Source organism: Yoonia vestfoldensis DSM 16212 (genome assembly GCF_000382265.1).
Lineage (GTDB): Bacteria > Pseudomonadota > Alphaproteobacteria > Rhodobacterales > Rhodobacteraceae > Yoonia > Yoonia vestfoldensis.
The window spans coordinates 105,920-131,828 of the sequence record NZ_KB907983.1; the positions used below are offsets into that span (position 1 = coordinate 105,920).

Genomic DNA, 25,909 nt, shown 5'->3' on the forward strand with positions numbered 1-25,909 from the left:
GCCCGCCATCACGGCGGGCCTTTTGCCTTGCGTGGGGCGGATGTTTGGGAATGGCTGCATTGGGCCGATAGTCCTTGATGCTGAACGGTGCGCGAATGTCTGCTGTTGAGCAATAGAAGGAATAATGTTCACTATGTTCGGAGCTAGGTTGTCAGAGTTGAGCACGAATAAATCCAATGGATACTTCAAGATTTTGAAGACACTCGAAAAATGGCCGATGCACTTGATCGGCTGGAAATCCCGTACACGTGCCACAAAGTCGTTCCATTCGTCGGCGAACTGACACCGGTTCCTATGATCGACGACCCGAATGCCGTTGTCATGTTCGGTTCATATACCTTGTGGCGGTATGCACAGGCTAAGGATCTTAAGCCCGGCGTCTTCAAGATTAGGCCTTTTGTGCAAGAAAAACCGTGGCATCCATTCCTTCTTAATGGCGCGGACGCTCTTTTCTTAACGCTGCGAGATGTTCCGGAACAGCTTCGCGACGACGGGAAAAACTGGTTTCTGCGCCCAGTTGAAGACAGTAAAGAAGTGCCTGGAAGGGTAATGACTGCAGGTGAAATCATTGGCTTGGCTAACAAGGTGCTCGCTCTGACGGAGCACGAGATACCCAAGGGCTCGCTGCGTCACGATACAGAATTGATGTTCACTGAGCCCGTTCGCATTCTCAAAGAATGGCGGCTCTGGGTGGTCAGAGACGAGATTGTTACTTTCTCACTCTACAAGGAGGGATCACGCGTCGTTTATCGGCATGAGATTGATGACGATGCCCTAGAGTTTGCAGGGGCTCTAGTGATGGCAAACCCGGATTATTCCTCCGCCTACGTTGTCGACATCTGCCGCACCGACCATGGACTTAAGATGCTCGAAACGAATTGCATCAATGCGGCAGGTTTCTATGCGGCCGACCTATTGAAACTGGTGTCGTCAATCGACGCATTCTCGGACGGCCGCGTTAGAAACTGACATTCGCGCATGTGCAGCGAATTCACACGTCGTCCGCAACGGGACATCAGCTAGGCGTAAGAATAGCATATCGTGCGCACCCACGAGATGACTTGGCGGGATTGAGGCATTGAACCTCTTTGGACCCACCCCCATCCGCCCACCGCACCGGCCCGCCATCACGGCGGGCCTTTTGCGTTTCAGACCAGATAGGTGTTGAACCACGCAACCGTGCGGTCCCACGCGAGTTCCGCCGTTGCCTCGTCATAGCGGGGTGTGCTGTCGTTGTGGAACCCGTGGTTCACGTCGGGATAGATGTGAGCCTTAAAGATCTTGTCGTTCTCGATCAACGCCGCCTCGTAAGCAGGCCAGCCTTCGTTGATACGTTCGTCCAAGGCGGCATAGTGCAATTGCAGCGGCGCCTGAATGCGCGGTACGTCTGCCGCAGCGGCCTGACGCCCGTAGTAAGGCGCACCCGCCGCCATTTCGGGATAGGCCACGGCAAGCGCGTTGACGACCCCGCCACCATAGCAGAACCCGACCGCGCCCACCTTGCCGGTGCTGTCGTCGCGGCCCATCAGGTGTTCGAACCCCGCGAAAAAGTCGTTCATCAGCAGTTCCGGGTCCACCGTGCTTTGCAGATCGCGCCCTTCGGCGTCGTTGCCGGGATAGCCGCCTACGGATGTCAGCCCGTCGGGGGCCAGCGCCATGAATCCCGCCTTGGCCAGACGGCGGGCGACATCCTCGATATACGGATTCAGCCCGCGGTTTTCGTGGATCACCAGCACGGCGGGCAGGGGGCCTGTCGCCGCGGCGGGTTTCACCAGATAGCCGCGCACCTCGCCATGGCCTTTCGGGGACTGATACATGATGTATTCCGGCACGATGTCGGGGTCGTTGAAGCTGACCTGCTCGGCCAGCGCGTAATTGGGGCTGAGCATTTGCAACAGCGCCATCGCGGTCATGCCGCCGACGGCAAACCGGCCCGCCTTGTCCAGAAACTCGCGTTTGCTGATTTTGCCGTGGGCGTAGAAATCATAAAGATCCAGCAGATCCTGATCGAAATCCTTGGCGGTCATGCGGGTCATCGTGGTGCCTCCTGTTGGGATGGCCGACCGATTGCCGACCTTGACGCAAGGTTAGGCCGGAACGGTCGCCGGGCAAGTCACAAGGGTGTTGGGTGGTTTCGGTTGCCACAGGCTCTTTGGTTGACTATATTTGTCGGGAATAGGAGTCGCAGATGTCGTCCACCGCCCATACGCAGCCGCCCGTCGACCCGATCCGGCATGTCGTCCGCAGTGCCGGGCGCAGGGCCCGTCTGAGCGGCATGACCACCGGAGACCCGATGCAGGACCTGCTGGCCGCCCTGCCCGAGGCGCTGGGGCGGCGGATGAAGTTCCACGAGCCGACGGCGGCGGAAAAATCCTTTGACGAAATCTGGCTGGAAAACCTGCTTGATGCCGTGCGCCAGAACGATGTGGCGCGCTATCGCTTTGCGCTGCACAGTCGGATGTCGCGCGAACGGGCGTCGCGGTTGCATTTTCTGATCTGCAAGGCCGCTCATGACGCGGGCACCGGAACGGGCCGCAGTTCCGCAGCGCAGCAAGCCTGACCGCGCAGGGAACGATACCAGCGACCAGAACGTTATTCAAACAACCAAAGGAGATCACAGATGACACAGACAGCCACAGACCTCAGCCCCACTGCACAAACTGCCATCGCCGACGCGCTGAACCAATGTGTCGCAGAGACTCTTGTGACGACGATGCTGGCGCAGAATTTTCATTGGAACGTAAAAGGCATGGCCTTTGGATCGCTGCACGCCTTGTTCCAGGACATCTATGAAGACCATTTCGCGGGTCAGGATGAACTGGCCGAGCGGATCAGGGCGCTGGATGCCCATGCCGAAGGCACGCTTGCGGGAATGATCAAACGATCCAAGGTCGCTGAATACGAAGGCGACGCCGATGACCGCACCATGGTCAAGACGTTGCAACAGGCCCAGGAAACACTGGCCGCGACGATTGCCGCCGCAGGCGAACTGGCTGCCGAACATGGCGATGCGCTGACCGAAGACCTGTGCATCGCACGCGGTCAGACGCATGAGAAATTCGCCTGGATGCTACGCGCGCACCTGGCCTGATCAACCGACGTCTTCGGGAAAAGATGCGCCTTTCTTGGCGCATTTTTTTTCGTAGGCGCGCCGCCAATGGCCATATTTGCCCATGATCGCCTGTTGCGCCATCAGCATGGTCACAAAAGCCGCCCGATACGCGGGCTTTTTCAGCGCCTTGAACATGGATTTCTGCGCTTTGGTCATCGAACAGCCGATGCAATGGCCCTCGCGGCGAAACTTGCACACGTCGATACAGGGGGACGGAGTCTTGGCGGCCATGGTCTGATACTCGCTGATGATCGCGAATATCTGACTATTTCTGTCGGTTATGTCAATCGCCCTGCGCTCACAAACCTCTGATCTTGGGGTCAAGCGCGTCGCGCAACCCGTCGCCGATGTAATTCACCGCGAGCACCGTCAGCGAGATCGCAAGGCCCGGCCAGATCACCCGTTCGGGAAAGGCGGTCATGCGGTCCACACTGTCGAACAGGATCTTGCCCCATGTCGGGAAATCCGACGGAAATCCAAGGCCAAGGAAGGACAACGCCGATTCCGTGATGATCGCGGTCGCCAGACCCAGTGTCGCGGATACCATGATCGGCGACAGCACGTTCGGCAGCAGGTGCCGCGTGATGATCCGCCGCGATGGCGTGCCGATGCTGCGCGCGGCCAGCACGAATTCGCGTTCCTTCAGTGCCATGATATCGCCCCGCACGATCCGCGCGGTCTGCATCCAGCTTGTGATGCCGATGCCAACGACGATCAGGATGAAAATCCCGTTCTCGGGTCCGAAGGCCGCGCGCAAAGGATCGCGGAACAACAGCATCATGACCAAAAGCAAGGGCAACAAGGGCAGCGCCAGCACAAGATCGGTGAACCGCATGAGCAGCCCGTCCGCCTTGCGGAAATAGCCCGCCAGCACACCGACCAGCGTGCCGATGAAAACGGCGAGGATCATCGCGGTCCAGCCCACGGCCAGCGAGATCCGTCCGCCCTGCATGATATTGGCCATGATGTCGCGGCCAAGGTTGTCGGTCCCCATCGGATGCGCCCAAGACACCTTGGCGTCGCTGTCGAAGAGCATGTGATAGATCGGCCGCACATCCTTGTTGCGGATATCCAGATCGCCGGGGTCGACCCCCCAGAGGGTCGGCCCAAGGGCCGCAAAAAGCGTGATGAAGGCCAAAAACCCAAGCCCCAGAACGGCCCCCTTGTGGGTGCGGAACTGCGCCCAGACGTCAAGCCATTGGTTGCGGGGTTTCGGCGCGGCCGCGGGCGCGCTGGTTGTCAGGTCACTCATAGCGAATCCTCGGGTCGAGAACACCGTAAAGCACATCGGCGATCAGGTTCATCAGCACGATCAGCACGGCCAGAAGGAAGGTGATCGTCATCACCATCGGAATGTCGGACCCTTGCAGCGCCAGGATCAGCAACTGGCCAAGCCCGTTCACCTTGAAGATCTGTTCGGTGATGATCGCCCCGCCAAAGATCGACGGGATGCCGAGCGCGATGACCGTCACCACGGGGATCATCGAATTGCGCAAGACGTGTTTCAGCACGACGACACTTTCGCTCATGCCCTTGGCACGTGCGGTGCGGACGTAGTCCTGGCTTAGGTTGTCGAGCATGGAGGCGCGCATATAGCGGCTGACCTGGGCTGTGGTCTGCAAGGCCAGCACCATGACGGGCATCACCATCTGCATCATCTGCTGCTTGAACGTGTCCCATGAATTGACGACCAAGGTGGTGTCATAGATCGACGGCAGCCAGCCCAGCTGCACCGAAAAGATCACGATCAGCAGCACGCCCGAAAAGAATGGCGGCACCGAAAAGCCGATCATCGACACGAAAGTTCCGGCTTGGTCAAAGACCGAATATTGTCGGTACGCGCTGATGATCCCGATGGGCAGGGCGATCAGCACGCCCACGACATAGGACATGCCCACGACCCAGAGCGTCTGCGGCAGCCGCTGTGCGATCGTGTCGAACACCGGGCTGCGCGACTGAAAGCTGATGATGCGCTGCTTGCCTTCGGCGAAACTGGTGCCAAAGGCCTGATCGATCCAGTGTTGCGGTTCCACGATGAAAAACTGGTTCAGCCAGAGCAGAAAGCGCACATACCACGGCTCTCCCAGCCCGAGCGCGATGCGCATCGCCTCTTTCACCTCGGGGGGGATAGTCAGGGGCATTTGCGCCATTGGATCGCCGGGGGCGAGTTCCAGCAACATGAAGATGACGAAAGCGATGAACAGAAGCGTCGGGATGGATATCAGCAATCTGCGAAAGGTGTAGATCAGCATTGCAACGCCTCGGGTCAGGGCTGTGAAAAGTTGAGGAGAAAGGCGCGTCCCGGACCTGATCCGGGACCTCTGCACCGCTGCGGTGGCAGAGGCCCCGGCGCGGGGTCCAGGGCGCGTTGGTTCTTTATTCCGCGATACGGAACCAGTCAGCGACGTTCCACAATTCGCTGTCCCATGTGTTCAGGACAACACCGCCGAGGCTGTTGGCATGGGCCGACACACGGCCACGGTCGACCAGCGGCACGATGACCATGCTGTCCTTGGTCAGCATGTCGTTGAGCTGGCGCGCAATGCGGCCGCGTTCGTCGATGTCAGCGGTCTGCTGCAATTCGGCGACCAGCGCGTCATAGGCGGGGTCACAGAACCGGTTGATGTTCTCGCCCTGCCACTGCGTTTCGGGGCGGGGTGCCTTTTCGCAGGTATAGCCGGCCAGATAGGCCTGCGGATCGGTGCCGTCGAAGTTGTTGGCATACATTTCCACGTCGGCGTAGAACTTTTCGAACGTATCGGGCGACCCCGGGTCACCGCCGAAGAACACCGACGAGTCGATGTTGCGCAATTCGGTTTCAACGCCGATCTGGTCCCACATGTCCTTGATCAGCGCCTGGAAATCCTGCCGCACGGCGTTGGTGGATGTCTGGAACAGGATGTTCAGTTCCACGCCGTCCTTGTCACGGATGCCGTTGCCGTTGCTGTCGATCCAGCCTGCTTCGTTCAGCAGGGCATTGGCCCCGTCGATGTCCTGCACAAGGCAGCCCGTGTTGTCGAGCGAGGCATAGATTTCCGGCCCCGGCACAAGGTTACAGGTCGCGCGGCCAGCCTGACCGTAGCCCACCTCGACCAGCAATTCGCGGTCGATCGCCATGGACAACGCGCGACGGACGTTTTCATCCGACAGGAAAGGATGTGGTTCCGCTGCGGTGGACCGTGTTTCCGGCGGCAGATCAGGCGACGGGTTGGTCAGGTTCATCTCGATCCGTTCGACCAGCGTGCCAAACGCAGACACGGGCGTGCCCATGCCGGCGGCTGCCATCGACTGGATCACATCGGGGGCAAGTTGCAGGTTCCACGCGTAGTCGAATTCGCCTGTCTCCAGCACGGCACGGCCCGCTGCTGTCGCATCACCGCCGCCTTTGAAGGTGACGGTTGCAAAGGCCGGTTTGCTGGCATCGCGGTAGTTGGGGTTGGCTTCGAGCTGGATCACGTCGTTGGTGCGGAAATCCGTCACCACGAAGGGGCCTGTGCCGATCGGGCCAAAGTTGGCGTCGGTGCATTCAGGGGCACGTGCGCCAAGGCAATCGGCGAATTGCGCCGCTTGCAGGATCGGGGACTGGCCGCCCACCATCGGACCATAGGGGTTCGGCTGTGGCGTGGCGAATGTGATGCGGATCGTGCGGTCGTCCACGGCTTCGACGTTTTCGACACCGTTGTATTTGGACAGCTGCGCACAGCCGCCTTCGGGATGCATGCAGTATTCGGCGGTGAACACGGCATCAGCGGCGGTCACGGGTGTGCCGTCGGACCACAGCAGCCCTTCTTTCAGGGTCCATGTGATCGTGGTCAAGTCTTCGGAGACGCCGCCGTTGGCGACGGTCGGGATATCCTCTGCCAGATAGGGGACCAGCGCGCCGGTGTTGTCATAGCGCGCCAGCGGCTCGAGGATGATCGAGGAGGCTTCGACATCCTTGGTGCCGCCCGACAGGAACGGGTTCAGGATGGATGGCGCCTGCCAATAGATGATGTTGAGGTGGCCAGAGCTGCCACGGACGCCGTCATGCTCTTGGGCGAATGCCAAGGGCGTGAATGCGACCGCTGCGGCGGCACCCATCAGGGCTGTTTTCAGTTTCATTTGGTCTTCTCCTTGTTGACGCTCTTATGCCCCGGTCCCTGCCGTTTGGTCGGCAGTGGTCGTGGTTTCGTTATACAGGTGGCATGCCACAAAGCGGCCGGGCTGGACCTGCCTGTAATCGGGCTCGATCTCTTTGCAGAGATCCATCACCGCCGGACAACGGGTGCAGAAATTGCAGCCCTTGGGCGGGTTCGATGGGGATGGCACGTCACCCTGAAGGATGATCCGCCCCGATGTGCGCGCCAGCGCCGGGTCCGGTTCCGGCACGGCGGACAACAGCGCCTTGGTATAGGGGTGCAGCGGGTCACGATAAAGCGCCTCCCGCGGGGCAAGCTCGACGATCTTGCCCAGATACATCACCGCCACCCGCGTCGCGATATGGCGCACCATCGACAGATCGTGGCTGATGAACAGATAGGTCAGGCCGAACTGTTCCTGCAAATCTTCGAGCAGGTTTACGACCTGCGCCTGGATCGACACGTCGAGTGCGGCGATCGGTTCGTCGCAGACGATGAACTTGGGGTTCAGCGCCAACGCCCGCGCGATCCCGATCCGCTGGCGCTGGCCACCGGAAAACGCATGTGGATAGCGCTTGGCGAATTTGCGGTTCAGCCCGACCGCATCCATCAGCTCGGCAACCTTGGCGGTCTTTTCGGCCATGCTGAGGCTGGTGTGTTCGTCCAGCGGTTCGCGGATGATCGCCTCGACCGTCATGCGCGGGTTGAGCGAGGCTTGCGGGTCCTGAAACACCATCTGCATCGTCGGCCGGATCGGGCGCAGCTTGGTCTGCGACATGGTTCCGATCTCGCGGCCATCGATCGAAATCTCGCCCGCCGTGATATCGTAAAGCCGCAGCACGGCGCGCCCGCAGGTGGATTTGCCGCAGCCCGATTCGCCGACTAGACCCAGCGTCTCGCCTTCCATCACGTCGAAGCTGACGCCATCGACGGCCTTCACCTCGCCCACGCGGCGGCGCAGCAGGCCCGCATGGATCGGAAAATGCATCTTGAGGTCGCGCACGCGCACCAGCGGTTTGGGCGTGTCGTCAAGCATGGCGTGGTGCCCCCGTGCGCGCATCATAAAAACAGGCCGCGTCATGGCCATGGCCCACGTCATAGCGCGGCGGGTTTTCCACCGCGCAGCGCGCAAAGGCCACGTCGCAGCGCGCGCGGAACGGGCAGGCATCTGGGGCGGCCAGCATCAGGGGCGGTTGCCCTTCGATCACCGTCAGCCGTTTGGCGCGTTCGCCGCTGATCGAGGGAATCGTTTTCAGCAGGGCGCGGGTATAGGGGTGCTGGGGGTCGCGGAACAGGTCCGCGACGGGCGCATGTTCGACGATCTGCCCGCCATACATGACCAGCACACGGTCCGCGATACCCGCGATGACACCCAGATCATGCGTGATCCAGATCACGGCCATGCCCAGCTTTTCGCGCAATTCCTGCATCAGTTCCAGAATCTGCGCCTGAATGGTCACATCAAGTGCGGTCGTCGGTTCATCGGCGATCAGCACCTTGGGGTCGCAGGCGAGCGCAATGGCAATCATCACGCGCTGGCGCATGCCGCCGGAAAACTGGTGCGGATAATCATCAAGGCGGCGCTGCGCATCGGGAATGCCGACAAGTTCCAGCAATTCACGCGCACGGGTGGCGGCGGCGCGCTTGCTCAGCCCCATGTGCTTGCGCAGGGGTTCCATGATCTGCATGCCGACGGTGTAGACGGGGTTCAACGATGTCATCGGGTCCTGAAACACGAATCCGATCTGCCCGCCGCGCACCGCACGCAGCGCCTGAGGCTTGATCTTCAGCAGATCCCTGCCATCGAACATGACGGTGCCATGCCGGATTTCGGCAGGCGGCGAGGGCAACAATCCCAGAAGCGACATCATCGTCACCGATTTGCCCGATCCGCTTTCGCCGACCACACCCAAAAGCTCGCCCGGCTTCAACGAGAAGCTTACATTGTTGACGGCATGCACTTCGCCGCCACGCGTTCTGAAAACCGTTTTCAGATCCTGCACATCCAGCACAGGCTGGGCCACATTGGGCATCTAGAACCTCCCCGGGCGGTCCATTTTTTGTTTTTGGCGTCAAGCCCGTAGTGGACTCGCGATTGACAGACGCTATCATTAAAATCGGTTCCCGCAAGACGATTTCTGTTTGAAGCCCGGCGCGGCGCGCGCAACAGTGCACGTGCTGGCCGTTTGCGCGATGCAGGTTGTGGATGGCGGAATTATCGGCAGCAAAGGAAGGACATTCATGGATTTGACCGCACGCCAGTTGATGGACAGGCTCGTCGCCTTTCCGACGGTCAGCCGCGACAGCAATCTTGAACTTGTTGATTTCGTTCAGGAATATCTGGCGGATTTCGGAATCGACAGCACCATCGTGCCCAATGACGACGGCAACAAAGCCGCGCTTTACGCCCATGTCGGCCCTGCGGTGGATGGCGGGGTCGTGCTGTCTGGGCATACCGATGTCGTGCCTGTCGACGGGCAGGCATGGGACACTGATCCTTTTGTCGTGACCGAAAAGGACGGCCGCCTTTACGGGCGCGGCACCTGCGACATGAAAGGCTTTGACGCGCTGGCCCTTTGGGCGATGGGGCAGGCGGCGCAGCGCGGGGTGAAACGCCCGCTTCAGATCGCGCTCAGCTATGACGAAGAGGTCGGCTGCACAGGCGCGCCGCCCATGATCGACCATATGGTCAGCCATGGCCTGCCGCGTGCGGATACCGTCATCGTGGGCGAACCCTCGATGATGAAGATCGTGACCAGCCACAAGGGTGCGGTCGGTTTCCGCATCCATGTGCGGGGATTCGAGGTGCATTCCTCGCTTGCCCCCACGGGTGTCAGCGCGATCATGATGGGCGCGCGCCTGATCGACTGGGCGAATCAGGTGAACGCCGAAAATGCCGCAGCCGCGCCCAGCGAACTGGCCGCGCAATTCTTTCCGCCCTACACGACGCTGCACGTTGGCACGATTGCGGGCGGCACTGCCAACAACATCACTGCCAAGGATTGCCGCTTCGTGCTCGATTTTCGGCTGGTCCCGGGCGAGGATATCGCCATGTGGGAAACCCGCCTGCACGCCAAGATCGCCGAGATCGAGGCCGATATGCGGGCCGTGCGGCCAGAAACCTTTATCACCGCCGAGAAATTCTTTCACGTCCCCAGCCTTGTCCCCGAACAGGACGGCAGCGCGGAAAATCTGGTCCGTCGCCTGACCGGCGAAAATGCCAGCAGCGTCGTCAGTTACGGCACCGAAGCCGGACAGTTTCAGGACCACGGCTATTCCGCCGTGATCTGCGGCCCCGGCGACATTGCACAAGCCCACCAACCCAACGAATATGTCGGCGTGGCACAGTTCCAGCAGGGCGAGGCCTTCATGGCCCGCCTTGTCGATCTGCTGGCCGAATAACCCCTAGGAGAAAATGATGCCCGTCAAGAACCGCTTTGCCGAATTGCTGCCCGAAATCACCGCCTGGCGACGGGACCTGCACGAAAACCCCGAAATCCTGTTCGAGACGCACCGCACATCGGCGCTGGTCGCCGAAAAGCTGCGCGAATTCGGCTGTGACGAGGTGGTCACCGGCATCGGGCGCACCGGCGTCGTCGGCGTCATCAAAGGCAAGACGGATACATCCGGCAAGGTGATCGGCCTGCGCGCCGATATGGATGCGCTGCCGATCCTTGAGGCGACAGGGCTGGCCTACGCCTCTAAAACCCCCGGCGCGATGCATGCCTGCGGCCATGACGGACATACTGCGATGCTGCTGGGGGCGGCGAAATACCTGTCCGAGACGCGCAACTTTGACGGACAGGTTGTCGTGATCTTCCAGCCTGCCGAAGAAGGCGGCGGCGGCGGGCGCGAGATGTGCGAGGACGGCATGATGGACCGCTGGAACATCACCGAAGTTTACGGCATGCACAACTGGCCGGGCCGTCCGGTGGGCAGCTTTGCGATCCGTCCGGGTGCGTTTTTCGCCGCGACCGACCAGTTCGAGATCATCATCGAAGGCAAGGGCGGCCATGCCGCCAAGCCGCAGGAAACCGTGGACAGCACGCTGGTCGCGGCGCATGTGATCACGGCGCTCCAATCCATCGCCAGCCGCAATGCCGACCCGGTGGATCAGGTTGTCGTGTCCGTCACATCGATCGAATCGTCGTCCAAGGCGTTCAACGTCATCGCCCAACGCGTGCATATGAAGGGCACGGTGCGCACCATGTCCAAGGGCATGCGCGATTTGGCCGAAAAGCGGCTGAAAGCGATCAGCGAAGGCACGGCGGGCGCGTTCGGGGCCGTGGCCGCGATAAAATACCACCGCGGCTATCCCTGCATGGTCAACCACGAGGACCAGACCGCCTTTGCCGCCGAAGTCGCGCGGTCGGTGTCGGGCGGTTGCGAGGATGCGCCCTTGGTCATGGGCGGTGAGGATTTCGCCTTCATGCTCGAAGAACGCCCCGGCGCCTATATCCTTGTCGGCAACGGCGACGGCGCGTCCGTGCATCACCCCGAATACAATTTCAACGACGACGCGATCCCCGCAGGCTGTTCGTGGTGGGCCGGGATCGTCGAACAACGCATGCCCGCCGCCTGATGTGGGAAGAGCGTTACAGCGCCAGCAATGACTACCTGTTCGGCACCGCCCCCGCGGCGGTGCTGGCGGATAATCCGTGGCTGGCGCTGCCGGGGCAAAGCGTGCTTTGCGTGGCAGACGGCGAAGGGCGCAACTCCGTCCATCTGGCGCAAAGCGGCATGGCGGTGACGGCATTTGATCTGTCGCAGACTGCCGTGGGGCGGACAAAGGCGCTGGCCGACAATGCGGGTGTGGCGGTGCAGGCGCATGTGGCGGGCTGGGGCGATTGGGATTGGTCGCAGCAATTCGACATGGTCGCCGCGATCTTCATCCAGTTCGCTGACCCTGCTTTGCGCGCGCGCCAGTTCGCCGACATGACCCGTGCGCTGCGCCCGGGTGGTCGGCTGTTGCTGCATGGCTACCGCCCCGAACAGATCGGGCGCGGCACTGGCGGGCCGCCATTCGTCGAGAACATGTATACCGAAGCCATGCTGCATGACGCTTTCGCAGGCTGGCACATCGAACGCTGCGCATCCTACGACCGCCACCAACAGGCAGGCAGCGGCCATGTCGGGCCTGCCGCCTTGATCGATTTCATCGCCCGCAGGCCAGAGGCGTCACCGCCCGTCTGATCACGCTTCACCCCTTGCGGGATTGCCGCTAGGCTGCACAAGTCCTGAGAGGAGAGAAATCCATGCGCCACCTGCTTGCCGTTCTGATTGCCCTTTTGCCAATCGTCGCATTCGCGCAGGGCAGCAGGACTGTCTCGGGGCAGGTCAGCTATCTGGACCGCATGGCGTTACCGCCCGATGCGGTCCTGCTGGTCGAGGTGTTGGGGACCGATGGCCGCCTGATCGCCGATGCGCGGATGCCGACGGACGGACAGCAGGTTCCTGTCCCGTTTGCCGTGCAGGTCAGGGCGCAGTCCGACGTGATCCTGCGCGCGGGGATCATGCTTGGCTTCGATCTGGTCTGGCTGGGCGATCCGGTGATGGCGGTGGGTGACGCGGGTGTCGATCTTCAGTTGTACCGATATCAACCGCTTGGTTTCACCGCGACCTTCCGCTGCGACGATCTGGTCGTGCGGACGGGGTTCGCCGGTGACAGGCTGATCGTGGACACAGGCGCGGCACGGCTGGTGCTGGACCCTGTCCCAGTCGCGTCCGGCGCGCGCTTTGCGGCGGTGGACAGCGACACGTCATTCTGGTCACGGGGTGATACGGCGACAATCACACTGAACGGCACAGACGTGCCTGAATGCCGTCTCAGCTTGCCGGAACCACGCACTGCCTATACCGCACGCGGCAATGAACCGTTCTGGACGGTGACAGTGGACGCGGGCGCGCTGACGCTGACCCGGCTCGGGATGGAGGATCTGACGCTGCCGGTCACCGAGGCGACGCTTCAAGAGGACGGCGCGATCATCGTCATCGCCACAGACAGCGAAAGGGGGCAGCGTGCGGTGCTGCAGCGCGATGCGATGATCTGCCGCGACAGCATGACAGGGCTGCCCTATCCCGAGACGGTCAGCCTTGCGATGGGCGACGAGATGATCACCGGATGCGGTGGCAGCGTGGGTGGCCTGCTGCAAAAGCGGACATGGGTCGTGGACCGCATTCTGGACGAGGATGTCCTGTCCAGCAGCCGCGTCACGCTTGGCTTTGATGCGGGTGGCCGTGTCGCCGGATCGAGTGGTTGCAACCGATGGTTCGCAGGCTATCAATTGACGGGCGAGACGCTGAATATCCGCCAGTCCGGCGCCACCATGATGGCCTGTGCCGGTCAGGTCATGGCGCAGGAACGGCTGTTCTTTGCCGCATTGGCGCAGGTCACTGGCTATGACATTGACGACGGCGGCGCGCTGGTGCTGCTGGGGCCGGACGGGCCGGTCATCACGGCACGCGCCGCCACAGACGGCAGCGCGCCTTAGCCCCCCGTATGGCTCATGTGGCGGCTGACCTGACCGTCGACCTTTTGGCGGGAATAGTCGAAATCGTGGCCTTTCGGCTTCAGGGCAATCGCCGCACGGATCGCTGTTTCCAGATCGTGGTCGGCCTCTGACCCGCGCAGGGGCGCGCGCAGATCGGAATGGCCTTCCTGCCCAAGACAGGTGTATATCTCGCCGGTGCAGGTGATCCGCACGCGGTTGCAGCTTTCGCAGAAATTATGGCTCAGCGGCGTGATGAACCCGATCTTCTGGCCGGTCGCATCCACGCGGACATAGCGCGCAGGCCCGCCGGTACGGTCGGGCAGATCGGTCAGCGTGCCGCGCTGCGCCAGCCGCGCGCGCAGGTCTTTGAGCGACCAGTACTGCCCGATCCGGTCCTCGTTGCCGATATCGCCCATCGGCATCACCTCGATAAAGGTCAGGTCCATATCGCGCGACGCGCACCAGTCGGTCAGGGTGAACAACTCATCCTCGTTGAAGCCTTGCAGCGCCACGGTGTTGATCTTGACCCGCAGTCCCGCCGCCTGTGCCGCGTCGATCCCGCGCAAAACCTGCGGCAGCTTCCCCCAGCGGGTGATCCGCGCGAATTTCGCCTCGTCGAGTGTATCCAGCGACACGTTGATCCGTCGCACACCGGCGGCGTAAAGGTCGGTTGCGTATTTTTCCAGCTGGCTGCCGTTGGTCGTCAGCGTCAACTCGTCCAGCGCGCCGCTGTCCAGATGCCGCCCCATGGCGCGAAAGAAGGTCAGGATATCGCGCCGTACCAAAGGTTCGCCGCCCGTGATCCGCAGCTTTTTCACGCCCAGCCGCACGAAGGCTGAACAGAGCCGGTCCAGTTCTTCCAGCGTCAGCAGGTCTTTTTTGGGCAGGAAGGTCATGTTTTCCGACATGCAGTACACGCAGCGGAAATCGCAGCGGTCGGTCACCGACACCCGCAGGTAGGAAATGGCGCGCGCGAATGGGTCGATCAATGGGGCATTCATAGGGTCCAAGCTAAGGATGGGCGCCCCATTGCGCAAGCGGCGCGAGAGGCGTTGCACCCCCGTTGCGTGCACAATATCGTGGCACCATGAAAAAAATTCTGATCCTGCCGCTCATCGCGCTTGCCGCCTGTGAAATGCCCGCTGTCGAGGCGCCCGTCGCAGAGGAGGTCGCGACGATCCCCGCCATGACGCTGCCACCGGCGCCACCCCGCACGGCGCGCACTGTGGAACAGTTCGACACCACATCAGCCGCCGAACGGCAGGCCGCGACGCAGGTATCGGCGGGTGGGGCAGAGATTGGCAATACCATTGCCACACTTGGGTCACCGACCGAACCGGGCATCTGGCTGAAAACGCCGCTGGTGACCGCCGTGACCCAAGGCCGCATCCGCTATCAGGGTCGCACGATCAACGCTGAACTGCGTCCTTCAGGCGGGGCGGCGGGATCGGGCAGCCAGATCAGCCTTGCCGCGATGCGCCTGATCGAGGCACCGCTGACAGGGCTGGTGGACCTGACCGTCCTGCGTTGATCAGCCCAGCCGGTGCCGCGCGGATTTCAGCGCGTAGGGCTTCAACGCCGCCCCATTCCGGTCGACAAAGGCCTGCGCCGTGGCGGGGTCGTGTTTGGCAAGGCTTGCGAGCCAATCGACAAGCGCTGTCTGGATCACCTTGTGCGGATCACCGGCAAGCTGCCCGGCCCAGTCCAGCGCGCGGTCGCGCAGCGCCAGATGGGCGGCTTTGGGGTTGTTCTGCTTGGTCCATGGCAGGGTAAAGGCCAGCACCGCTGCCTTCGTCCACAGATGATCCGCCGCAACCCAAGGTTCCAGCGCATCAAAGCGGGCAGGGTCCGCCACCAGCCGTTTCTGCCCGGCGATGGCAACCTGTTCGGCAATGGCGGGGCCATCACACTGCGGCACCCACGCCACGATCATGTCCCATGCGCCGGCATCATCCGGCCTGATCCGCGCCTGCGTCAGCAGTTTCGCGGCCGCGATCCGGCCTTCATGCACGTCGCTGGCCCAGAGTTCCGCTGCCAGCCCCAGCCGTGCTTCCAAATCTAACGCGTCGCGCCAGTCCTTGACGATGGCGTTGATTGCGGGCGTCGATACACCCAGATAGGTACGCTCCACCTTGTGATGGCGCGCCATCTCGGCGGCCTTTGCGGGGTCGGTGCCAAGGGCGGAGAGTGCGTCGTCAACGGTCATTCGATCACTTTCGTCGGCAACCCGTCCAAGGTGGTCTGGTTGCGGTCTTTCCAATAGGCTGCAATCCCCTCTGGCCCCTTGTCCTCGGTCCAGTGGCGCAACGTGTCGCGTTCGCTGACCTTTTCCATGAACGGCACGGCATAGCCGCAGGAGGTTTGCACCATGTCGATCGTCTGCACATAGATTTGCCGCGCGCCGGGCAGGTTGGGCAGGCGGGCGGCAAAATCGGCCCACTCCACATCGCGCGGATGGATCGCACGCGCTGTGCCATAGGTGCGCAGGATCTGCGGTTTCTTGTCGAAACTGCACCACATCAGCGTCATGCGCGGATGGTCCAGCAGATGCCCCGCCGTTTCATTCCCGCTGCCGGTGGCGTTGACATAGGCGATGGTGGTCGCATCCAGCACCCGCAGACTGTCCATCCCCTTGGGCGAGATATTGACCTTGCCATCGCGCGCCGCCGTGCCGGTGAAAAACATCGGCTGTGCCGCGATGAACGCCTGATGGGCGTCCGAGAGTTCTGCAAATTGCTTGCCCATTATTCCACCGTCACTGACTTCGCGAGATTGCGGGGCTGGTCCACATCCGTCCCCTTGGCGATGGCCGTGTGATAGGCCAAGAGCTGCGCAGGCAGCGCATAAAGGATCGGCGCAAGGAACGGATCGACAGATGGCATCAGCAGCGTCTGCCAGACACCGTCGCCTGCCTCTGCCGCACCTTGGCTGTCGGTGATCAGCAGCACCTTGCCGCCGCGCGCCATGACTTCCTGCATGTTCGAGACGGTCTTTTCAAACAGGCTGTCGCGCGGGGCCATGACGATGACCGGCACATGCGGATCGACCAGCGCGATGGGGCCGTGCTTCAATTCGCCGGATGCATAAGCTTCGGCATGGATATAGCTGATTTCCTTCAGTTTCAGCGCACCTTCCAATGCCAGCGGGTACATCGCCCCGCGCCCAAGAAACAGGATATCGCGCGCCTCGGCCAGATCGCGGGACAGCGCGATGGTGCGGTCCTCGATCCCCAAGGCGGTATTCATCAACCCCGGCAAGCCGCGCAGGGCGGCCAGTTTGCCCGCAAGGCCGGCATCGTCGATCCGGCCCCGCTGGCGGGCGGCATGCAGCACCAGTGTGGCCAGCGTCGTCAGCTGGCAGGTGAACGCCTTGGTCGAGGCGACGCCGATTTCCACGCCCGCAAGGATCGGCAGCGCGATATCGCTTTCGCGCGCGATACTGCTTTCGGGGACATTGACGACCGATACGATCTTGCTGGCCTTGCCCGCCATATAGCGCAGGGCGGCAAGCGTATCCGCCGTTTCACCCGACTGGCTGACGAAAATCGCCATGGTGCCCTCGGTCACAGGCGGTTCGCGATAGCGGAATTCAGAGGCGACATCGACCTCGACCGGCAGGCCCGCCACCTGTTCAAACCAGTATTTCGCAACCATGCAGGCGTAGAAAGCCGTGCCGCAGGCGACCATGGTCAGGCGGTTCACTTCGGTGAAATCGAGGCCTTCGGGCAGGGTCATCGCGGTTGCATCCGCGTTGATGTAATGGTTCAGCGCCCCTTGCAGCACTTGCGGCTGTTCGGCGATTTCCTTGGCCATGAAATGCTTGTAGCCGCCTTTGTCCACCGTCGCCGCGTCGATATGGATCTGGCGCTGGTCGCGGTTGGCCAACTGGCCCGCCGCATCGCGTATTTCGAGGCTGTGCCGCGTGACGATCGCCCAATCACCTTCTTCCAGATAGGTGATCCGGTCAGTCATGGGGGCGAGCGCTATGGCATCCGAGCCCACGAACATCTCGCCATCGCCATGCCCGATGGCCAGGGGTGACCCTTTGCGCGCGGCGATCAGCAGGTCGTCATGCCCTTCGAACAGGAAACACAGCGCATAGGCCCCGTGCAGGCGGGCGATGGTCGCCTCTGCCGCGTCGCGGGGCGACATGCCTTGGCTAATGAAGTGATTGGCCAGCAAAGCCACGGTTTCGGTATCGGTATCGGTTTCATGCGCGATGCCAACGGCGGCCAGATCGGCGCGGAGTTCGCGGAAATTCTCGATGATCCCGTTGTGCACGACCGCGACACCGCCGGATTTATGCGGATGCGCATTGCCTGCATTCGGCACACCATGCGTGGCCCAGCGGGTGTGGCCGATGCCGGCCTTGCCTGCGAGCGGGTCATGCACCAGCAAATCGGACAGGTTCACGAGCTTGCCCACCGCCCGCCTGCGGTCCAGCACATCGCCGTTGATCGTGGCAATGCCCGCGCTGTCATAGCCGCGATATTCAAGCCGCTTCAGCGCCTCGACCAGCAGGGGGGCGGCTTCGTGATTGCCCAGAACGCCAACAATACCGCACATCTTAGTGACCCTTCGTCTTTTTCGCGCGCAGCTTGTCGAACAGCCGCACCGCAAAGCCTGCTTTGTTCTCCTGCCGCGCCCGCGCGACGGCCAGATCGCCCGGCGGCACGTCGCGGGTAATGACCGATCCGCTGGCCGTCATCGCCGCATCGCCCACGCTGACGGGGGCAACGAGCATTGTGTTCGACCCGATGAACACATCCGCCCCAATACTCGTGTGGTGCTTGGACACGCCGTCATAATTGCAGGTGATCGTGCCTGCGCCGATATTGCTGCGCGGCCCGATCTCGGCATCGCCGATATAGGACAGGTGGTTGACCTTGGCGCCTTCGGCAATCACGGCATTCTTGACCTCGACGAAATTGCCGACGCGGGTGTTTTCGGCCAGTTCCGCACCGGGGCGCAGGCGCGCGTAGGGGCCGACGATTGCCCCGCGCGAGACATGGCAGCCCTCAAGATGCGAAAAGGCGCGGATCGTGGCACCGGATTCGACCGTCACACCGGGGCCGAACACGACGTTGGGTTCGATCACCGCATCGCGCCCGATCACGGTGTCATAGGCGAAATAGACCGTTTCGGGGGCGATCAGGGTGACGCCATCGTCAAGTGCGGTCATCCGCGCGGCGTTCTGAAACAGGGCTTCGGCCTGTGCCAGCTCGAACCGCGAATTGATGCCCAAGGTTTCCGCCTCGGCGCATTCGACGACGGTCGCCGTCAGACCACGCGCTCGGGCGATGGCGACGATATCGGTCAGGTAATATTCGCCCGCCGCATTGGCATTGCCGACAGCAGCGACCAGATCGAACAACGTCGCGGCATCGGCGGCGATGACACCCGAATTGCACAGGGTCACGGCGCGCTCTGCCTCTGTCGCATCCTTGTATTCGACGATCCGGTCAAGCTGGCCATCGTTCAGGATCAGGCGGCCATAGCGGGCAGGGTCCTCCGCCTCGAACCCCAGAACCACGATGTCATGGGTCCCTCGGGCCTCCATCATCGCCTCCAGCGTATCGGGGCGGATGAAGGGCGTATCCCCAAAAAGCACCAGCGCGTCGCCGTCGAAATCCGCAAGCGCCGCTTTGGCTTGGGCTACCGCATGGGCCGTGCCCAGCTGTTCGGCCTGCACCACGACTGTTGCATCGGGATCATAGGCAAGGGCGGCCTTTTCGACCTGTGCGGCTTCATACCCTGCCACAACCACGCGGCGCGCAGGGTCCAGCACCATCGCGGCCTGCATCGCATGCACCAGCATCGGCGCGCCCGCGATCGGGTGCAGCACCTTGGGCAGGTCCGAATTCATGCGCGTGCCAAGCCCCGCGCCAAGGATAATCACTGCGTTTGCCATATCTGCCCCATTATTCATTGCCTGCGTTCTACTGGCCTTTTCGATTATCACAAGGGCAGGGGCTTCACATCAGTTTACAGCGCGTTACAGATGGCGGGACCGCAGCATTGAAAGGCCGCCCATGCGCACCGTGATTTTCGACCTCGACGGCACGCTTGCCGATACCAGCGGCGACCTGATTGCCGCGGCCAATGCCTGTTTCCGCGATCTGGGGCTGGGCGATATGCTCGACCCCGCCACTGACGCCGCGACGGCGCTGTGTGGCGGGCGGGCGATGCTGCGTCTGGGGTTTTCGCGCCTGCAAGGCATCGACGAGGCCGAGATCGACCGCCAGTATCCCCTGCTGCTGGAGGCCTACGCGCAGGCCATCGACGTGCACACCGTCCTTTACCCCGGCGCCATGGAGGCGGTGATGGCGCTCAAATCCAGCGGTTACGCTGTGGGGATCGCCACCAACAAACCCGCCGCCCTCGCCGAAACCCTGATGCAAAGCCTTGGCGTGCGCGACCAGTTCGCATCCCTGATCGGGGCCGATACGCTGAAGGTGCGCAAACCCGACCCCCTGCACCATATCGAGGCGGTGCGCCGCGCAGGCGGTGATCCCGCGCGGTCCCTGCTGGTGGGCGATACAATCACCGACCGCGACACCGCGCGCAATGCGGGTGTCCCGTCCGTGCTTGTGACCTTCGGGCAGGGCAGAGAGACCGTGCTCGCGCTCGAAGCGGACGCCATCATCGACGATTTCGCCGACCTGCCCGCCGTCGTCGCGCGGCTGATCGGATAGCGCCCATAAATCGTGCAGAAATGACTCGACAGGGCGACCCTGACATGGCTACAACTGAACAAGCGTTCAATTAACCGCAGGAGCAGGCCGATGTTTCACGCCTCCATGACGTTCGATCTGGGCGAGGATGTGAACGCCCTGCGCGATATGGTCCACGACTGGGCGCAAAGCCGCGTCAAACCGATGGCCGCACAGATCGACCGCGACAACCTGTTTCCCACAGCCCTTTGGCGCGAAATGGGCGATCTGGGGTTGCTAGGCGTGACGGTCGACGAAACCTATGGCGGTGCGGGCATGTCTTATCTGGCCCATACCGTCGCGATCGAGGAAATCGCGCGCGCCAGCGCCTCGGTCAGCCTGTCCTATGGCGCGCATTCCAACCTTTGCGTCAACCAGATCAAGCTGAACGGGACCGAGGCACAAAAGGCGAAATACCTGCCCCGCCTGATTTCGGGCGACCATGTCGGTGCTTTGGCCATGTCCGAGGCAGGGGCCGGGTCCGACGTTGTGTCGATGTCGCTGCGCGCCGAAAAGCGCAACGACCATTACCGTCTGACCGGCAACAAATACTGGATCACCAACGGGCCGGACGCCGACACGCTGGTCGTCTATGCCAAGACCGACCCCGCCGCAGGATCGAAAGGCATCACCGCCTTCCTGATCGAAAAGGACATGACGGGCTTCAGCACGTCCCCTCATTTCGACAAGCTCGGGATGCGCGGGTCGAACACGGCGGAACTGATCTTCGACGATGTCGCCGTCCCGTTTGACAACGTGCTGGGCGAGGAAGGACGCGGCGTGCGCGTTCTGATGTCCGGCCTTGATTACGAACGCGTTGTGCTGGCAGGGATCGGGCTGGGGATCATGGCCGCCTGTCTGGATGAAATCATGCCCTATCTAGCGTCGCGCAAGCAATTCGGCCAACCCATCGGCAATTTCCAACTGATGCAGGGCAAGATCGCGGATATGTATACCGCGATGAATTCCGCCCGCGCCTATGTCTACGAGGTGGCAAAGGCTTGCGACCGGGGCACCGTCACCCGTCAGGATGCGGCGGCCTGCTGTCTTTATGCCTCCGAAGAGGCGATGAAACAGGCGCACCAAGCGGTGCAGGCGATGGGCGGGGCAGGGTTTCTGGCGGATGCCCCCGTCGCACGCCTGTTCCGCGATGCCAAGCTGATGGAGATCGGCGCTGGCACATCGGAAATCCGCCGGATGCTGGTGGGCCGCGAATTGATGGGGGCGATGGGATGAAGATCGCAACGCTCGCCCTGATACTGCTGCCCTGTGCGGCGATCGCGCAGGACGACTGGCTTTATGCACCGATGGTCGCGGCCTGCCTGTCCAGTGGCGATGCGGCGTGTATCGGCGACGCTGCGTCCATGTGCATGGCGGATGAGCGTGATGGGGACACCACCGTGGGCATGTCGGGCTGCCTTGCCGGCGAAGCGGGCGCATGGGACGCCCTGCTGAACGCCGAATATGCCGCAGCGCGCGATTTCGCCCGTGCGATGGATGCCGAAGAGGCAGAGTTTTTTCCCGAATACGCCGTCCGCGCGGATCAGGTGCAAGTCGCACAGCGGGCATGGATCGCGTTCCGCGACGCCAATTGCGCGATGCAATATGGTGTCTGGGAGGCAGGCTCGATGCGCCAGATCGCGGGTGCGGATTGCCTGCTGGAAATGACCGCTGCGCAGACTTTTGCCCTGCGCGACTATCACAACGTGCCATGAGACGCTGGATGTTCTTCATTCCCTTTGCGGGGCTCGTGGTAGTCGCCGGGATCGTCGGCTTTCGCATGGGGCAGGTGCCCGGCGAGACTGAGATCATCGACAGCTATGCGGCCATCTATCTCGGGATGGCGGGCGATGGTGCCGCGCCGACCGATTGTGCCGCCACGACGCATCCTGACCCGGCGGTCCGTCTGGTCATCAATTGCGCCAATCCCAATGGCCTGACCACGACCTTCTACGTGGGCCCCCGTGGCGAGGCGTTACCCGAACCGCAGGGGCCATCGACATGACCGACCGCGCCAAGCATGAAGCAGCCCTAGCGCAGGTGGCCGAGGCCGCAGCCGCCGCTGCCTTGGGCGGCGGGCAGACAGCGCGCGACCGTCATGTCAGCCGGGGCAAGATGCTGCCGCGCGACCGCGTGGCGGGCCTGCTCGACCCAGGATCGCCGTTTCTGGAAATCGGCGCGACAGCCGCGCACGGGCTTTACGACGGCGCCGCCCCCTGCGCAGGCGTGATCGCGGGCGTGGGGCTAGTGGGCGGCGTGCAGGTCATGGTTGTGTGCAACGACGCCACCGTGAAGGGCGGCACCTACTACCCGATGACGGTCAAAAAGCACCTGCGGGCGCAAGAGATTGCCCAAGCCTGCCGCCTGCCTTGCGTCTATCTGGTCGACAGCGGCGGGGCCAACCTGCCCAATCAGGACGAGGTTTTCCCCGACCGCGACCATTTCGGGCGCATCTTTTATAACCAGGCGCAGATGTCTGCACTGGGCATTCCGCAGATCGCCGTGGTGATGGGGTCCTGCACCGCAGGCGGGGCCTATGTGCCCGCCATGGCCGATGTGTCGATCATCGTCCGCGACCAAGGCACGATCTTTCTGGCGGGCCCGCCCTTGGTCAAGGCCGCGACAGGCGAGGTTGTCAGTGCCGAGGCTTTAGGCGGCGGCGATGTGCATACCCGGCTGTCCGGTGTCGCCGATTATCTGGCCGAGGATGACGCCCATGCGCTGGCGCTGGCACGGCAGGCGGTCGCATCATGCGCGGTGCGAAATGCGTGCAACGTCGATCGGTTGCCATCCGAACCTCCTTCCGTTGATCCGGCGACCCTGTTCGACGCGATCCCCGCTGATCTGCGCACGCCCTACGACATCCGAGAGGTGATCCGCCGCATCGTGGACGGATCACGCTTTGACGAATTCAAGGCGCGGTTCGGCGAAACGCTGGTCACAGGCTTTGCCCATATCGACGGTTGGCCCTGCGGGATCATCGCCAACAACGGGGTGCTGTTTTCGGAAAGCGCGCAAAAGGGCGCGCATTTCGTCGAATTGTGCAGCCAGCGGCGCATTCCGCTGGTGTTTCTCCAGAACATCACCGGCTTCATGGTCGGTCAGAAATACGAGAACGAAGGCATCGCGCGGCATGGCGCCAAGATGGTCACAGCGGTGGCCACAACGAAGGTGCCCAAGATCACGATGGTCGTGGGCGGATCGTTCGGTGCGGGCAATTATGGCATGGCAGGAAGGGCTTACAGTCCGCATTTCATGTGGTCTTGGCCCACGTCGCGGATTTCGGTGATGGGCGGCGAACAGGCCGCAGGCGTGCTGGCCACGGTCAAACGCGACGCCATCGAACGCGCGGGTGGTGATTGGTCGGCGGAAGAAGAAGCCGCCTTCAAGCAGCCCACGATTGATATGTTCACGGAGCAATCCCACCCGCTCTATGCCTCGGCGCGCCTCTGGGACGACGGGATTATCGACCCGCGCAAATCGCGCGAGGTGCTGGCGCTGTCGCTGGCGGCAGCTTGCAATGCCCCGATAGAGGAGACACGTTTCGGCGTGTTCCGCATGTGATGTTTGACAAGATCCTCATCGCCAACAGGGGCGAGATTGCCTGCCGGATCATCCGCACAACCCGCGCGATGGGCGTGCGCACGGTTGCGGTCTATTCGGATGCCGATGCTAGCGCGCTGCATGTGGGTCTCGCCGATCAGGCGGTCAGGCTTGGCCCTGCGCCCGTCGCGGACAGCTATCTGCGGGGCGATCTCATCGTCCAGGCCGCGCTGGATACGGGCGCGCAGGCCATTCATCCGGGCTATGGTTTTTTGTCCGAAAACCCCGATTTTGTGGATCAGGTCACGCAGGCGGGGCTGGTGTTCATCGGCCCGTCCGCAGATGCGATCCGCGCGATGGGGCTGAAGGATGCGGCCAAGGCGCTGATGGTCAAGGCCGGTGTGCCGGTTGTGCCCGGCTATCATGGGGCCGATCAGGATGGGGCGTTCCTTGCAGGCGAGGCCGCGAAAATCGGCTATCCCGTGCTGATCAAGGCCGTGGCGGGTGGCGGCGGCAAGGGGATGCGGCTTGTTGAAAAGCCAGCCGATTTTGAGGAACATCTGGCCTCTGCCCAAGCCGAGGCACGCAACACCTTTGGCAATCCCGCCGTGCTGATCGAGAAATACATCACCACTCCGCGCCATATCGAGGTGCAGGTCTTCGGGGACGGCACAGACGCCGTGCATCTGTTCGAGCGGGATTGTTCGCTGCAACGCCGCCATCAGAAAGTGATCGAGGAAGCGCCAGCCCCCGGCATGACACCTGAACTGCGCGCAGCGATGGGGCAGGCGGCGGTGACGGCGGCGAAGGCCATCGGCTATGCCGGTGCGGGGACCATCGAATTCATCGTCGATGGCGCCGGCGGGCTGCGCCCCGACGGGTTCTGGTTCATGGAAATGAACACACGGTTGCAGGTGGAACATCCGGTGACCGAGGCGATCACCGGCGTCGATCTGGTCGAATGGCAGCTGCGTGTGGCGGCGGGTGAACCTCTGCCCGTGAGGCAGGACCAGCTGGCGATCACCGGCTATGCCTTCGAGGCCCGGCTTTACGCCGAGGATGTGCCGGCGGGGTTCTTGCCTGCGACCGGCACGCTCGACCATCTGGCGTTCCCTGACGGCGCACGGATCGACAGCGGTGTCGTTGCAGGGTCGGAGATTTCGCCTTGGTACGATCCGATGATCGCGAAGGTCACGGTGCAGGGTGCGGACCGTGCGAGCGCTTTGCGCAAGCTGCAAGCGGCCTTGGACGCGACCGAGGTGGCGGGGACGGTCACGAACCTTGATTTCCTGCGTCTGCTCGCCCGTGATGCTGATTTTGTGGCGGGCGATGTCGATACCGGCCTGATCGCGCGGGGGCAGGACAGGCTTTGTGCGGCACCTGTGCCGGATGCGCAGGCCATTGCTGTCGCGGCGGCGGTCGCGGCGGAGATTCCCGCAGGCTCGCTCGTGGGCTTCACGCTCTGGGAACCGCTGGTGCGGCGGATCGTGCTGGAGCAGGGCGATGCTTTGCATGAGGTGGGCCTGCAGGTGCTTGGCCCCGATCATATCACCGCTGACGTGGCGGGAGTGCAGGTCAGTTTGCGACGGCATGGGCAGGATTGGGGGTTGCGTGCCTTGCGGCATGGCGTGCGGCAGGTCAGCGTCTTTGGCGCGCAGACAATCACGTTCAGCATCGTCGATCCGCTGGCGCGCGGGTCCGACATGGCGGGTGGTGACGTGGTGCTGGCACCCATGCCGGGGCTGGTGCGCGAGGTCGCGGTGCACGAGGGCGATCATGTCGTGCAAGGCGCGCGCCTGATCGTGCTGGAAGCGATGAAGATGGAACATGTGCTGCGCGCGCCGCGTGATGGTGTGGTGGCCAGCGTGTCCGTCAGAGCGGGGGATCAGGTCGCGGCAGGTGATCTGATGGTGGCCCTTGCCCCGATCTGACG

26 protein-coding genes are annotated in these 25,909 nt (G+C 62.6%); 14 read left to right on the forward strand and 12 right to left on the reverse strand.

Features of this window, described 5'->3' with window-relative positions; all coding sequences use genetic code 11:
• Nucleotides 1–210 precede the first annotated feature (210 nt).
• Complete coding sequence (locus H147_RS0112555; protein ID WP_019955722.1) at nucleotides 211–969, forward strand: ATP-grasp domain-containing protein; 759 nt, start codon at nucleotides 211–213, stop codon at nucleotides 967–969.
• 179 nt (nucleotides 970–1,148) lie between these two features.
• Here the strand turns inward: H147_RS0112555 and yghX are convergent, their stop codons facing one another.
• Entirely contained in the window at nucleotides 1,149–2,036 is an 888-nt protein-coding gene (yghX, locus tag H147_RS0112560; protein ID WP_019955723.1) for a YghX family hydrolase, read from the reverse strand.
• 152 nt (nucleotides 2,037–2,188) lie between these two features.
• Between yghX and H147_RS0112565 the strand changes: the two genes are divergently transcribed.
• Nucleotides 2,189–2,560: a hypothetical protein gene (locus tag H147_RS0112565; protein WP_019955724.1), complete on the forward strand. Its 372-nt coding sequence runs from the start codon at nucleotides 2,189–2,191 to the stop codon at nucleotides 2,558–2,560.
• 60 nt (nucleotides 2,561–2,620) lie between these two features.
• Nucleotides 2,621–3,091 (forward strand): Dps family protein, encoded by a 471-nt coding sequence (locus H147_RS0112570; protein WP_019955725.1) that lies wholly within the window; start codon nucleotides 2,621–2,623, stop codon nucleotides 3,089–3,091.
• Here H147_RS0112570 and H147_RS0112575 read toward each other — a convergent pair whose 3' ends face one another.
• The 6 genes from H147_RS0112575 to H147_RS0112600 all read right to left on the reverse strand — a co-directional run bounded on the left by H147_RS0112575 (nucleotide 3,092) and on the right by H147_RS0112600 (nucleotide 9,263).
• Nucleotides 3,092–3,343, reverse strand: a complete 252-nt coding sequence (locus tag H147_RS0112575) for a DUF1289 domain-containing protein (protein WP_043699858.1) — start codon at nucleotides 3,341–3,343, stop codon at nucleotides 3,092–3,094.
• A 67-nt stretch (nucleotides 3,344–3,410) separates the two neighbouring features.
• Entirely contained in the window at nucleotides 3,411–4,364 is a 954-nt protein-coding gene (locus H147_RS0112580; protein ID WP_019955727.1) for an ABC transporter permease, read from the reverse strand.
• Complete coding sequence (locus tag H147_RS0112585) at nucleotides 4,357–5,364, reverse strand: ABC transporter permease (protein ID WP_019955728.1); 1,008 nt, start codon at nucleotides 5,362–5,364, stop codon at nucleotides 4,357–4,359. Before H147_RS0112585 ends, H147_RS0112580 begins: the two co-directional genes overlap by 8 nt.
• A gap of 124 nt (nucleotides 5,365–5,488) precedes the next feature.
• Nucleotides 5,489–7,213 (reverse strand): peptide ABC transporter substrate-binding protein, encoded by a 1,725-nt coding sequence (locus H147_RS0112590; RefSeq protein WP_019955729.1) that lies wholly within the window; start codon nucleotides 7,211–7,213, stop codon nucleotides 5,489–5,491.
• A 24-nt stretch (nucleotides 7,214–7,237) separates the two neighbouring features.
• On the reverse strand, nucleotides 7,238–8,266 hold the full coding sequence (locus H147_RS0112595; RefSeq protein WP_019955730.1) for an ABC transporter ATP-binding protein: 1,029 nt from the start codon (nucleotides 8,264–8,266) through the stop codon (nucleotides 7,238–7,240).
• Nucleotides 8,259–9,263, reverse strand: a complete 1,005-nt coding sequence (locus H147_RS0112600) for an ABC transporter ATP-binding protein (protein ID WP_019955731.1) — start codon at nucleotides 9,261–9,263, stop codon at nucleotides 8,259–8,261. The genes H147_RS0112595 and H147_RS0112600 overlap by 8 nt, the downstream gene beginning before the upstream one ends.
• Before the next feature lie 208 nt (nucleotides 9,264–9,471).
• On the opposite strand from H147_RS0112600, the gene argE reads away from it, so the two are divergent.
• The 4 genes from argE (at nucleotide 9,472) to H147_RS19710 (ending at nucleotide 13,721) form a co-directional block, all read left to right on the forward strand.
• Nucleotides 9,472–10,632, forward strand: coding sequence for an acetylornithine deacetylase (gene argE / locus H147_RS0112605; RefSeq protein ID WP_043699892.1), 1,161 nt, complete (start codon nucleotides 9,472–9,474; stop codon nucleotides 10,630–10,632).
• A 16-nt stretch (nucleotides 10,633–10,648) separates the two neighbouring features.
• Nucleotides 10,649–11,812 carry a M20 aminoacylase family protein gene (locus H147_RS0112610; RefSeq protein ID WP_026352486.1) on the forward strand — a complete coding sequence of 388 codons (1,164 nt, stop codon included), beginning with the start codon at nucleotides 10,649–10,651 and terminating at the stop codon, nucleotides 11,810–11,812.
• A complete protein-coding gene (locus tag H147_RS0112615; protein WP_375342053.1) occupies nucleotides 11,773–12,423 on the forward strand; it encodes an SAM-dependent methyltransferase in 651 nt (216 codons plus the stop codon). The genes H147_RS0112610 and H147_RS0112615 overlap by 40 nt, the downstream gene beginning before the upstream one ends.
• A gap of 62 nt (nucleotides 12,424–12,485) precedes the next feature.
• Entirely contained in the window at nucleotides 12,486–13,721 is a 1,236-nt protein-coding gene (locus tag H147_RS19710; protein ID WP_019955735.1) for an META domain-containing protein, read from the forward strand.
• On the opposite strand, the gene moaA is transcribed toward H147_RS19710, so the two are convergent.
• Nucleotides 13,718–14,722, reverse strand: coding sequence for a GTP 3',8-cyclase MoaA (gene moaA / locus H147_RS0112625; RefSeq protein WP_019955736.1), 1,005 nt, complete (start codon nucleotides 14,720–14,722; stop codon nucleotides 13,718–13,720). The genes H147_RS19710 and moaA overlap by 4 nt on opposite strands.
• A gap of 86 nt (nucleotides 14,723–14,808) precedes the next feature.
• On the opposite strand from moaA, the gene H147_RS0112630 reads away from it, so the two are divergent.
• Nucleotides 14,809–15,252 carry a hypothetical protein gene (locus H147_RS0112630; protein ID WP_019955737.1) on the forward strand — a complete coding sequence of 148 codons (444 nt, stop codon included), beginning with the start codon at nucleotides 14,809–14,811 and terminating at the stop codon, nucleotides 15,250–15,252.
• Here H147_RS0112630 and H147_RS0112635 read toward each other — a convergent pair whose 3' ends face one another.
• From H147_RS0112635 to glmU, 4 genes are read right to left on the reverse strand one after another with little or no spacing between them, the layout of a single operon-like run.
• Entirely contained in the window at nucleotides 15,253–15,927 is a 675-nt protein-coding gene (locus H147_RS0112635) for a DNA alkylation repair protein (RefSeq protein ID WP_019955738.1), read from the reverse strand. It abuts the gene before it with no gap.
• Nucleotides 15,924–16,466, reverse strand: a complete 543-nt coding sequence (locus H147_RS0112640; RefSeq protein WP_019955739.1) for a pyridoxamine 5'-phosphate oxidase family protein — start codon at nucleotides 16,464–16,466, stop codon at nucleotides 15,924–15,926. Before H147_RS0112640 ends, H147_RS0112635 begins: the two co-directional genes overlap by 4 nt.
• Complete coding sequence (glmS, locus tag H147_RS0112645) at nucleotides 16,466–18,286, reverse strand: glutamine--fructose-6-phosphate transaminase (isomerizing) (protein ID WP_019955740.1); 1,821 nt, start codon at nucleotides 18,284–18,286, stop codon at nucleotides 16,466–16,468. Before glmS ends, H147_RS0112640 begins: the two co-directional genes overlap by 1 nt.
• A gap of 1 nt (nucleotide 18,287) precedes the next feature.
• Nucleotides 18,288–19,631 carry a bifunctional UDP-N-acetylglucosamine diphosphorylase/glucosamine-1-phosphate N-acetyltransferase GlmU gene (gene glmU / locus H147_RS0112650; RefSeq protein WP_026352487.1) on the reverse strand — a complete coding sequence of 448 codons (1,344 nt, stop codon included), beginning with the start codon at nucleotides 19,629–19,631 and terminating at the stop codon, nucleotides 18,288–18,290.
• Nucleotides 19,632–19,752: 121 nt separating this feature from the next.
• Between glmU and H147_RS0112655 the strand changes: the two genes are divergently transcribed.
• From H147_RS0112655 to H147_RS0112680, 6 genes are all read left to right on the forward strand, one after another.
• Nucleotides 19,753–20,415, forward strand: a complete 663-nt coding sequence (locus tag H147_RS0112655; protein WP_019955742.1) for an HAD-IA family hydrolase — start codon at nucleotides 19,753–19,755, stop codon at nucleotides 20,413–20,415.
• Between the two features lie 90 nt (nucleotides 20,416–20,505).
• The gene (locus tag H147_RS0112660; RefSeq protein WP_026352488.1) at nucleotides 20,506–21,669 is read left to right on the forward strand and encodes an isovaleryl-CoA dehydrogenase; all 1,164 of its coding nucleotides are present in this window, start codon (nucleotides 20,506–20,508) and stop codon (nucleotides 21,667–21,669) included.
• Nucleotides 21,666–22,148 carry a lysozyme inhibitor LprI family protein gene (locus H147_RS0112665; RefSeq protein WP_019955744.1) on the forward strand — a complete coding sequence of 161 codons (483 nt, stop codon included), beginning with the start codon at nucleotides 21,666–21,668 and terminating at the stop codon, nucleotides 22,146–22,148. Before H147_RS0112660 ends, H147_RS0112665 begins: the two co-directional genes overlap by 4 nt.
• Nucleotides 22,145–22,438: a hypothetical protein gene (locus H147_RS0112670; RefSeq protein WP_019955745.1), complete on the forward strand. Its 294-nt coding sequence runs from the start codon at nucleotides 22,145–22,147 to the stop codon at nucleotides 22,436–22,438. Before H147_RS0112665 ends, H147_RS0112670 begins: the two co-directional genes overlap by 4 nt.
• A complete protein-coding gene (locus tag H147_RS0112675; RefSeq protein ID WP_019955746.1) occupies nucleotides 22,435–23,997 on the forward strand; it encodes a carboxyl transferase domain-containing protein in 1,563 nt (520 codons plus the stop codon). Before H147_RS0112670 ends, H147_RS0112675 begins: the two co-directional genes overlap by 4 nt.
• Nucleotides 23,997–25,907 (forward strand): acetyl/propionyl/methylcrotonyl-CoA carboxylase subunit alpha, encoded by a 1,911-nt coding sequence (locus H147_RS0112680; RefSeq protein WP_019955747.1) that lies wholly within the window; start codon nucleotides 23,997–23,999, stop codon nucleotides 25,905–25,907. Before H147_RS0112675 ends, H147_RS0112680 begins: the two co-directional genes overlap by 1 nt.
• The last annotated feature ends 2 nt before the right edge of the window (nucleotides 25,908–25,909 follow it).

Bases quoted from the DNA above. Each gene is read 5' to 3' on its own strand.
- H147_RS0112610 (WP_026352486.1), top strand. From the start codon at position 10,649: ATGCCCGTCAAGAACCGCTTTGCCGAATTGCTGCCCGAAATCACCGCC.
- H147_RS0112575 (WP_043699858.1), bottom strand. From the start codon at position 3,343: ATGGCCGCCAAGACTCCGTCCCCCTGTATCGACGTGTGCAAGTTTCGC.
- H147_RS0112580 (WP_019955727.1), bottom strand. From the start codon at position 4,364: ATGAGTGACCTGACAACCAGCGCGCCCGCGGCCGCGCCGAAACCCCGC.
- H147_RS0112675 (WP_019955746.1), top strand. From the start codon at position 22,435: ATGACCGACCGCGCCAAGCATGAAGCAGCCCTAGCGCAGGTGGCCGAG.
- H147_RS0112630 (WP_019955737.1), top strand. From the start codon at position 14,809: ATGAAAAAAATTCTGATCCTGCCGCTCATCGCGCTTGCCGCCTGTGAA.
- glmU (WP_026352487.1), bottom strand. From the start codon at position 19,631: ATGGCAAACGCAGTGATTATCCTTGGCGCGGGGCTTGGCACGCGCATG.
- H147_RS0112635 (WP_019955738.1), bottom strand. From the start codon at position 15,927: ATGACCGTTGACGACGCACTCTCCGCCCTTGGCACCGACCCCGCAAAG.
- H147_RS0112590 (WP_019955729.1), bottom strand. From the start codon at position 7,213: ATGAAACTGAAAACAGCCCTGATGGGTGCCGCCGCAGCGGTCGCATTC.
- H147_RS0112595 (WP_019955730.1), bottom strand. From the start codon at position 8,266: ATGCTTGACGACACGCCCAAACCGCTGGTGCGCGTGCGCGACCTCAAG.
- argE (WP_043699892.1), top strand. From the start codon at position 9,472: ATGGATTTGACCGCACGCCAGTTGATGGACAGGCTCGTCGCCTTTCCG.
- H147_RS0112665 (WP_019955744.1), top strand. From the start codon at position 21,666: ATGAAGATCGCAACGCTCGCCCTGATACTGCTGCCCTGTGCGGCGATC.
- glmS (WP_019955740.1), bottom strand. From the start codon at position 18,286: ATGTGCGGTATTGTTGGCGTTCTGGGCAATCACGAAGCCGCCCCCCTG.
- H147_RS19710 (WP_019955735.1), top strand. From the start codon at position 12,486: ATGCGCCACCTGCTTGCCGTTCTGATTGCCCTTTTGCCAATCGTCGCA.
- H147_RS0112655 (WP_019955742.1), top strand. From the start codon at position 19,753: ATGCGCACCGTGATTTTCGACCTCGACGGCACGCTTGCCGATACCAGC.
- H147_RS0112680 (WP_019955747.1), top strand. From the start codon at position 23,997: ATGTTTGACAAGATCCTCATCGCCAACAGGGGCGAGATTGCCTGCCGG.
- H147_RS0112565 (WP_019955724.1), top strand. From the start codon at position 2,189: ATGTCGTCCACCGCCCATACGCAGCCGCCCGTCGACCCGATCCGGCAT.
- H147_RS0112555 (WP_019955722.1), top strand. From the start codon at position 211: ATGGCCGATGCACTTGATCGGCTGGAAATCCCGTACACGTGCCACAAA.
- H147_RS0112585 (WP_019955728.1), bottom strand. From the start codon at position 5,364: ATGCTGATCTACACCTTTCGCAGATTGCTGATATCCATCCCGACGCTT.
- H147_RS0112660 (WP_026352488.1), top strand. From the start codon at position 20,506: ATGTTTCACGCCTCCATGACGTTCGATCTGGGCGAGGATGTGAACGCC.
- yghX (WP_019955723.1), bottom strand. From the start codon at position 2,036: ATGACCCGCATGACCGCCAAGGATTTCGATCAGGATCTGCTGGATCTT.
- moaA (WP_019955736.1), bottom strand. From the start codon at position 14,722: ATGAATGCCCCATTGATCGACCCATTCGCGCGCGCCATTTCCTACCTG.
- H147_RS0112640 (WP_019955739.1), bottom strand. From the start codon at position 16,466: ATGGGCAAGCAATTTGCAGAACTCTCGGACGCCCATCAGGCGTTCATC.
- H147_RS0112600 (WP_019955731.1), bottom strand. From the start codon at position 9,263: ATGCCCAATGTGGCCCAGCCTGTGCTGGATGTGCAGGATCTGAAAACG.
- H147_RS0112670 (WP_019955745.1), top strand. From the start codon at position 22,145: ATGAGACGCTGGATGTTCTTCATTCCCTTTGCGGGGCTCGTGGTAGTC.
- H147_RS0112570 (WP_019955725.1), top strand. From the start codon at position 2,621: ATGACACAGACAGCCACAGACCTCAGCCCCACTGCACAAACTGCCATC.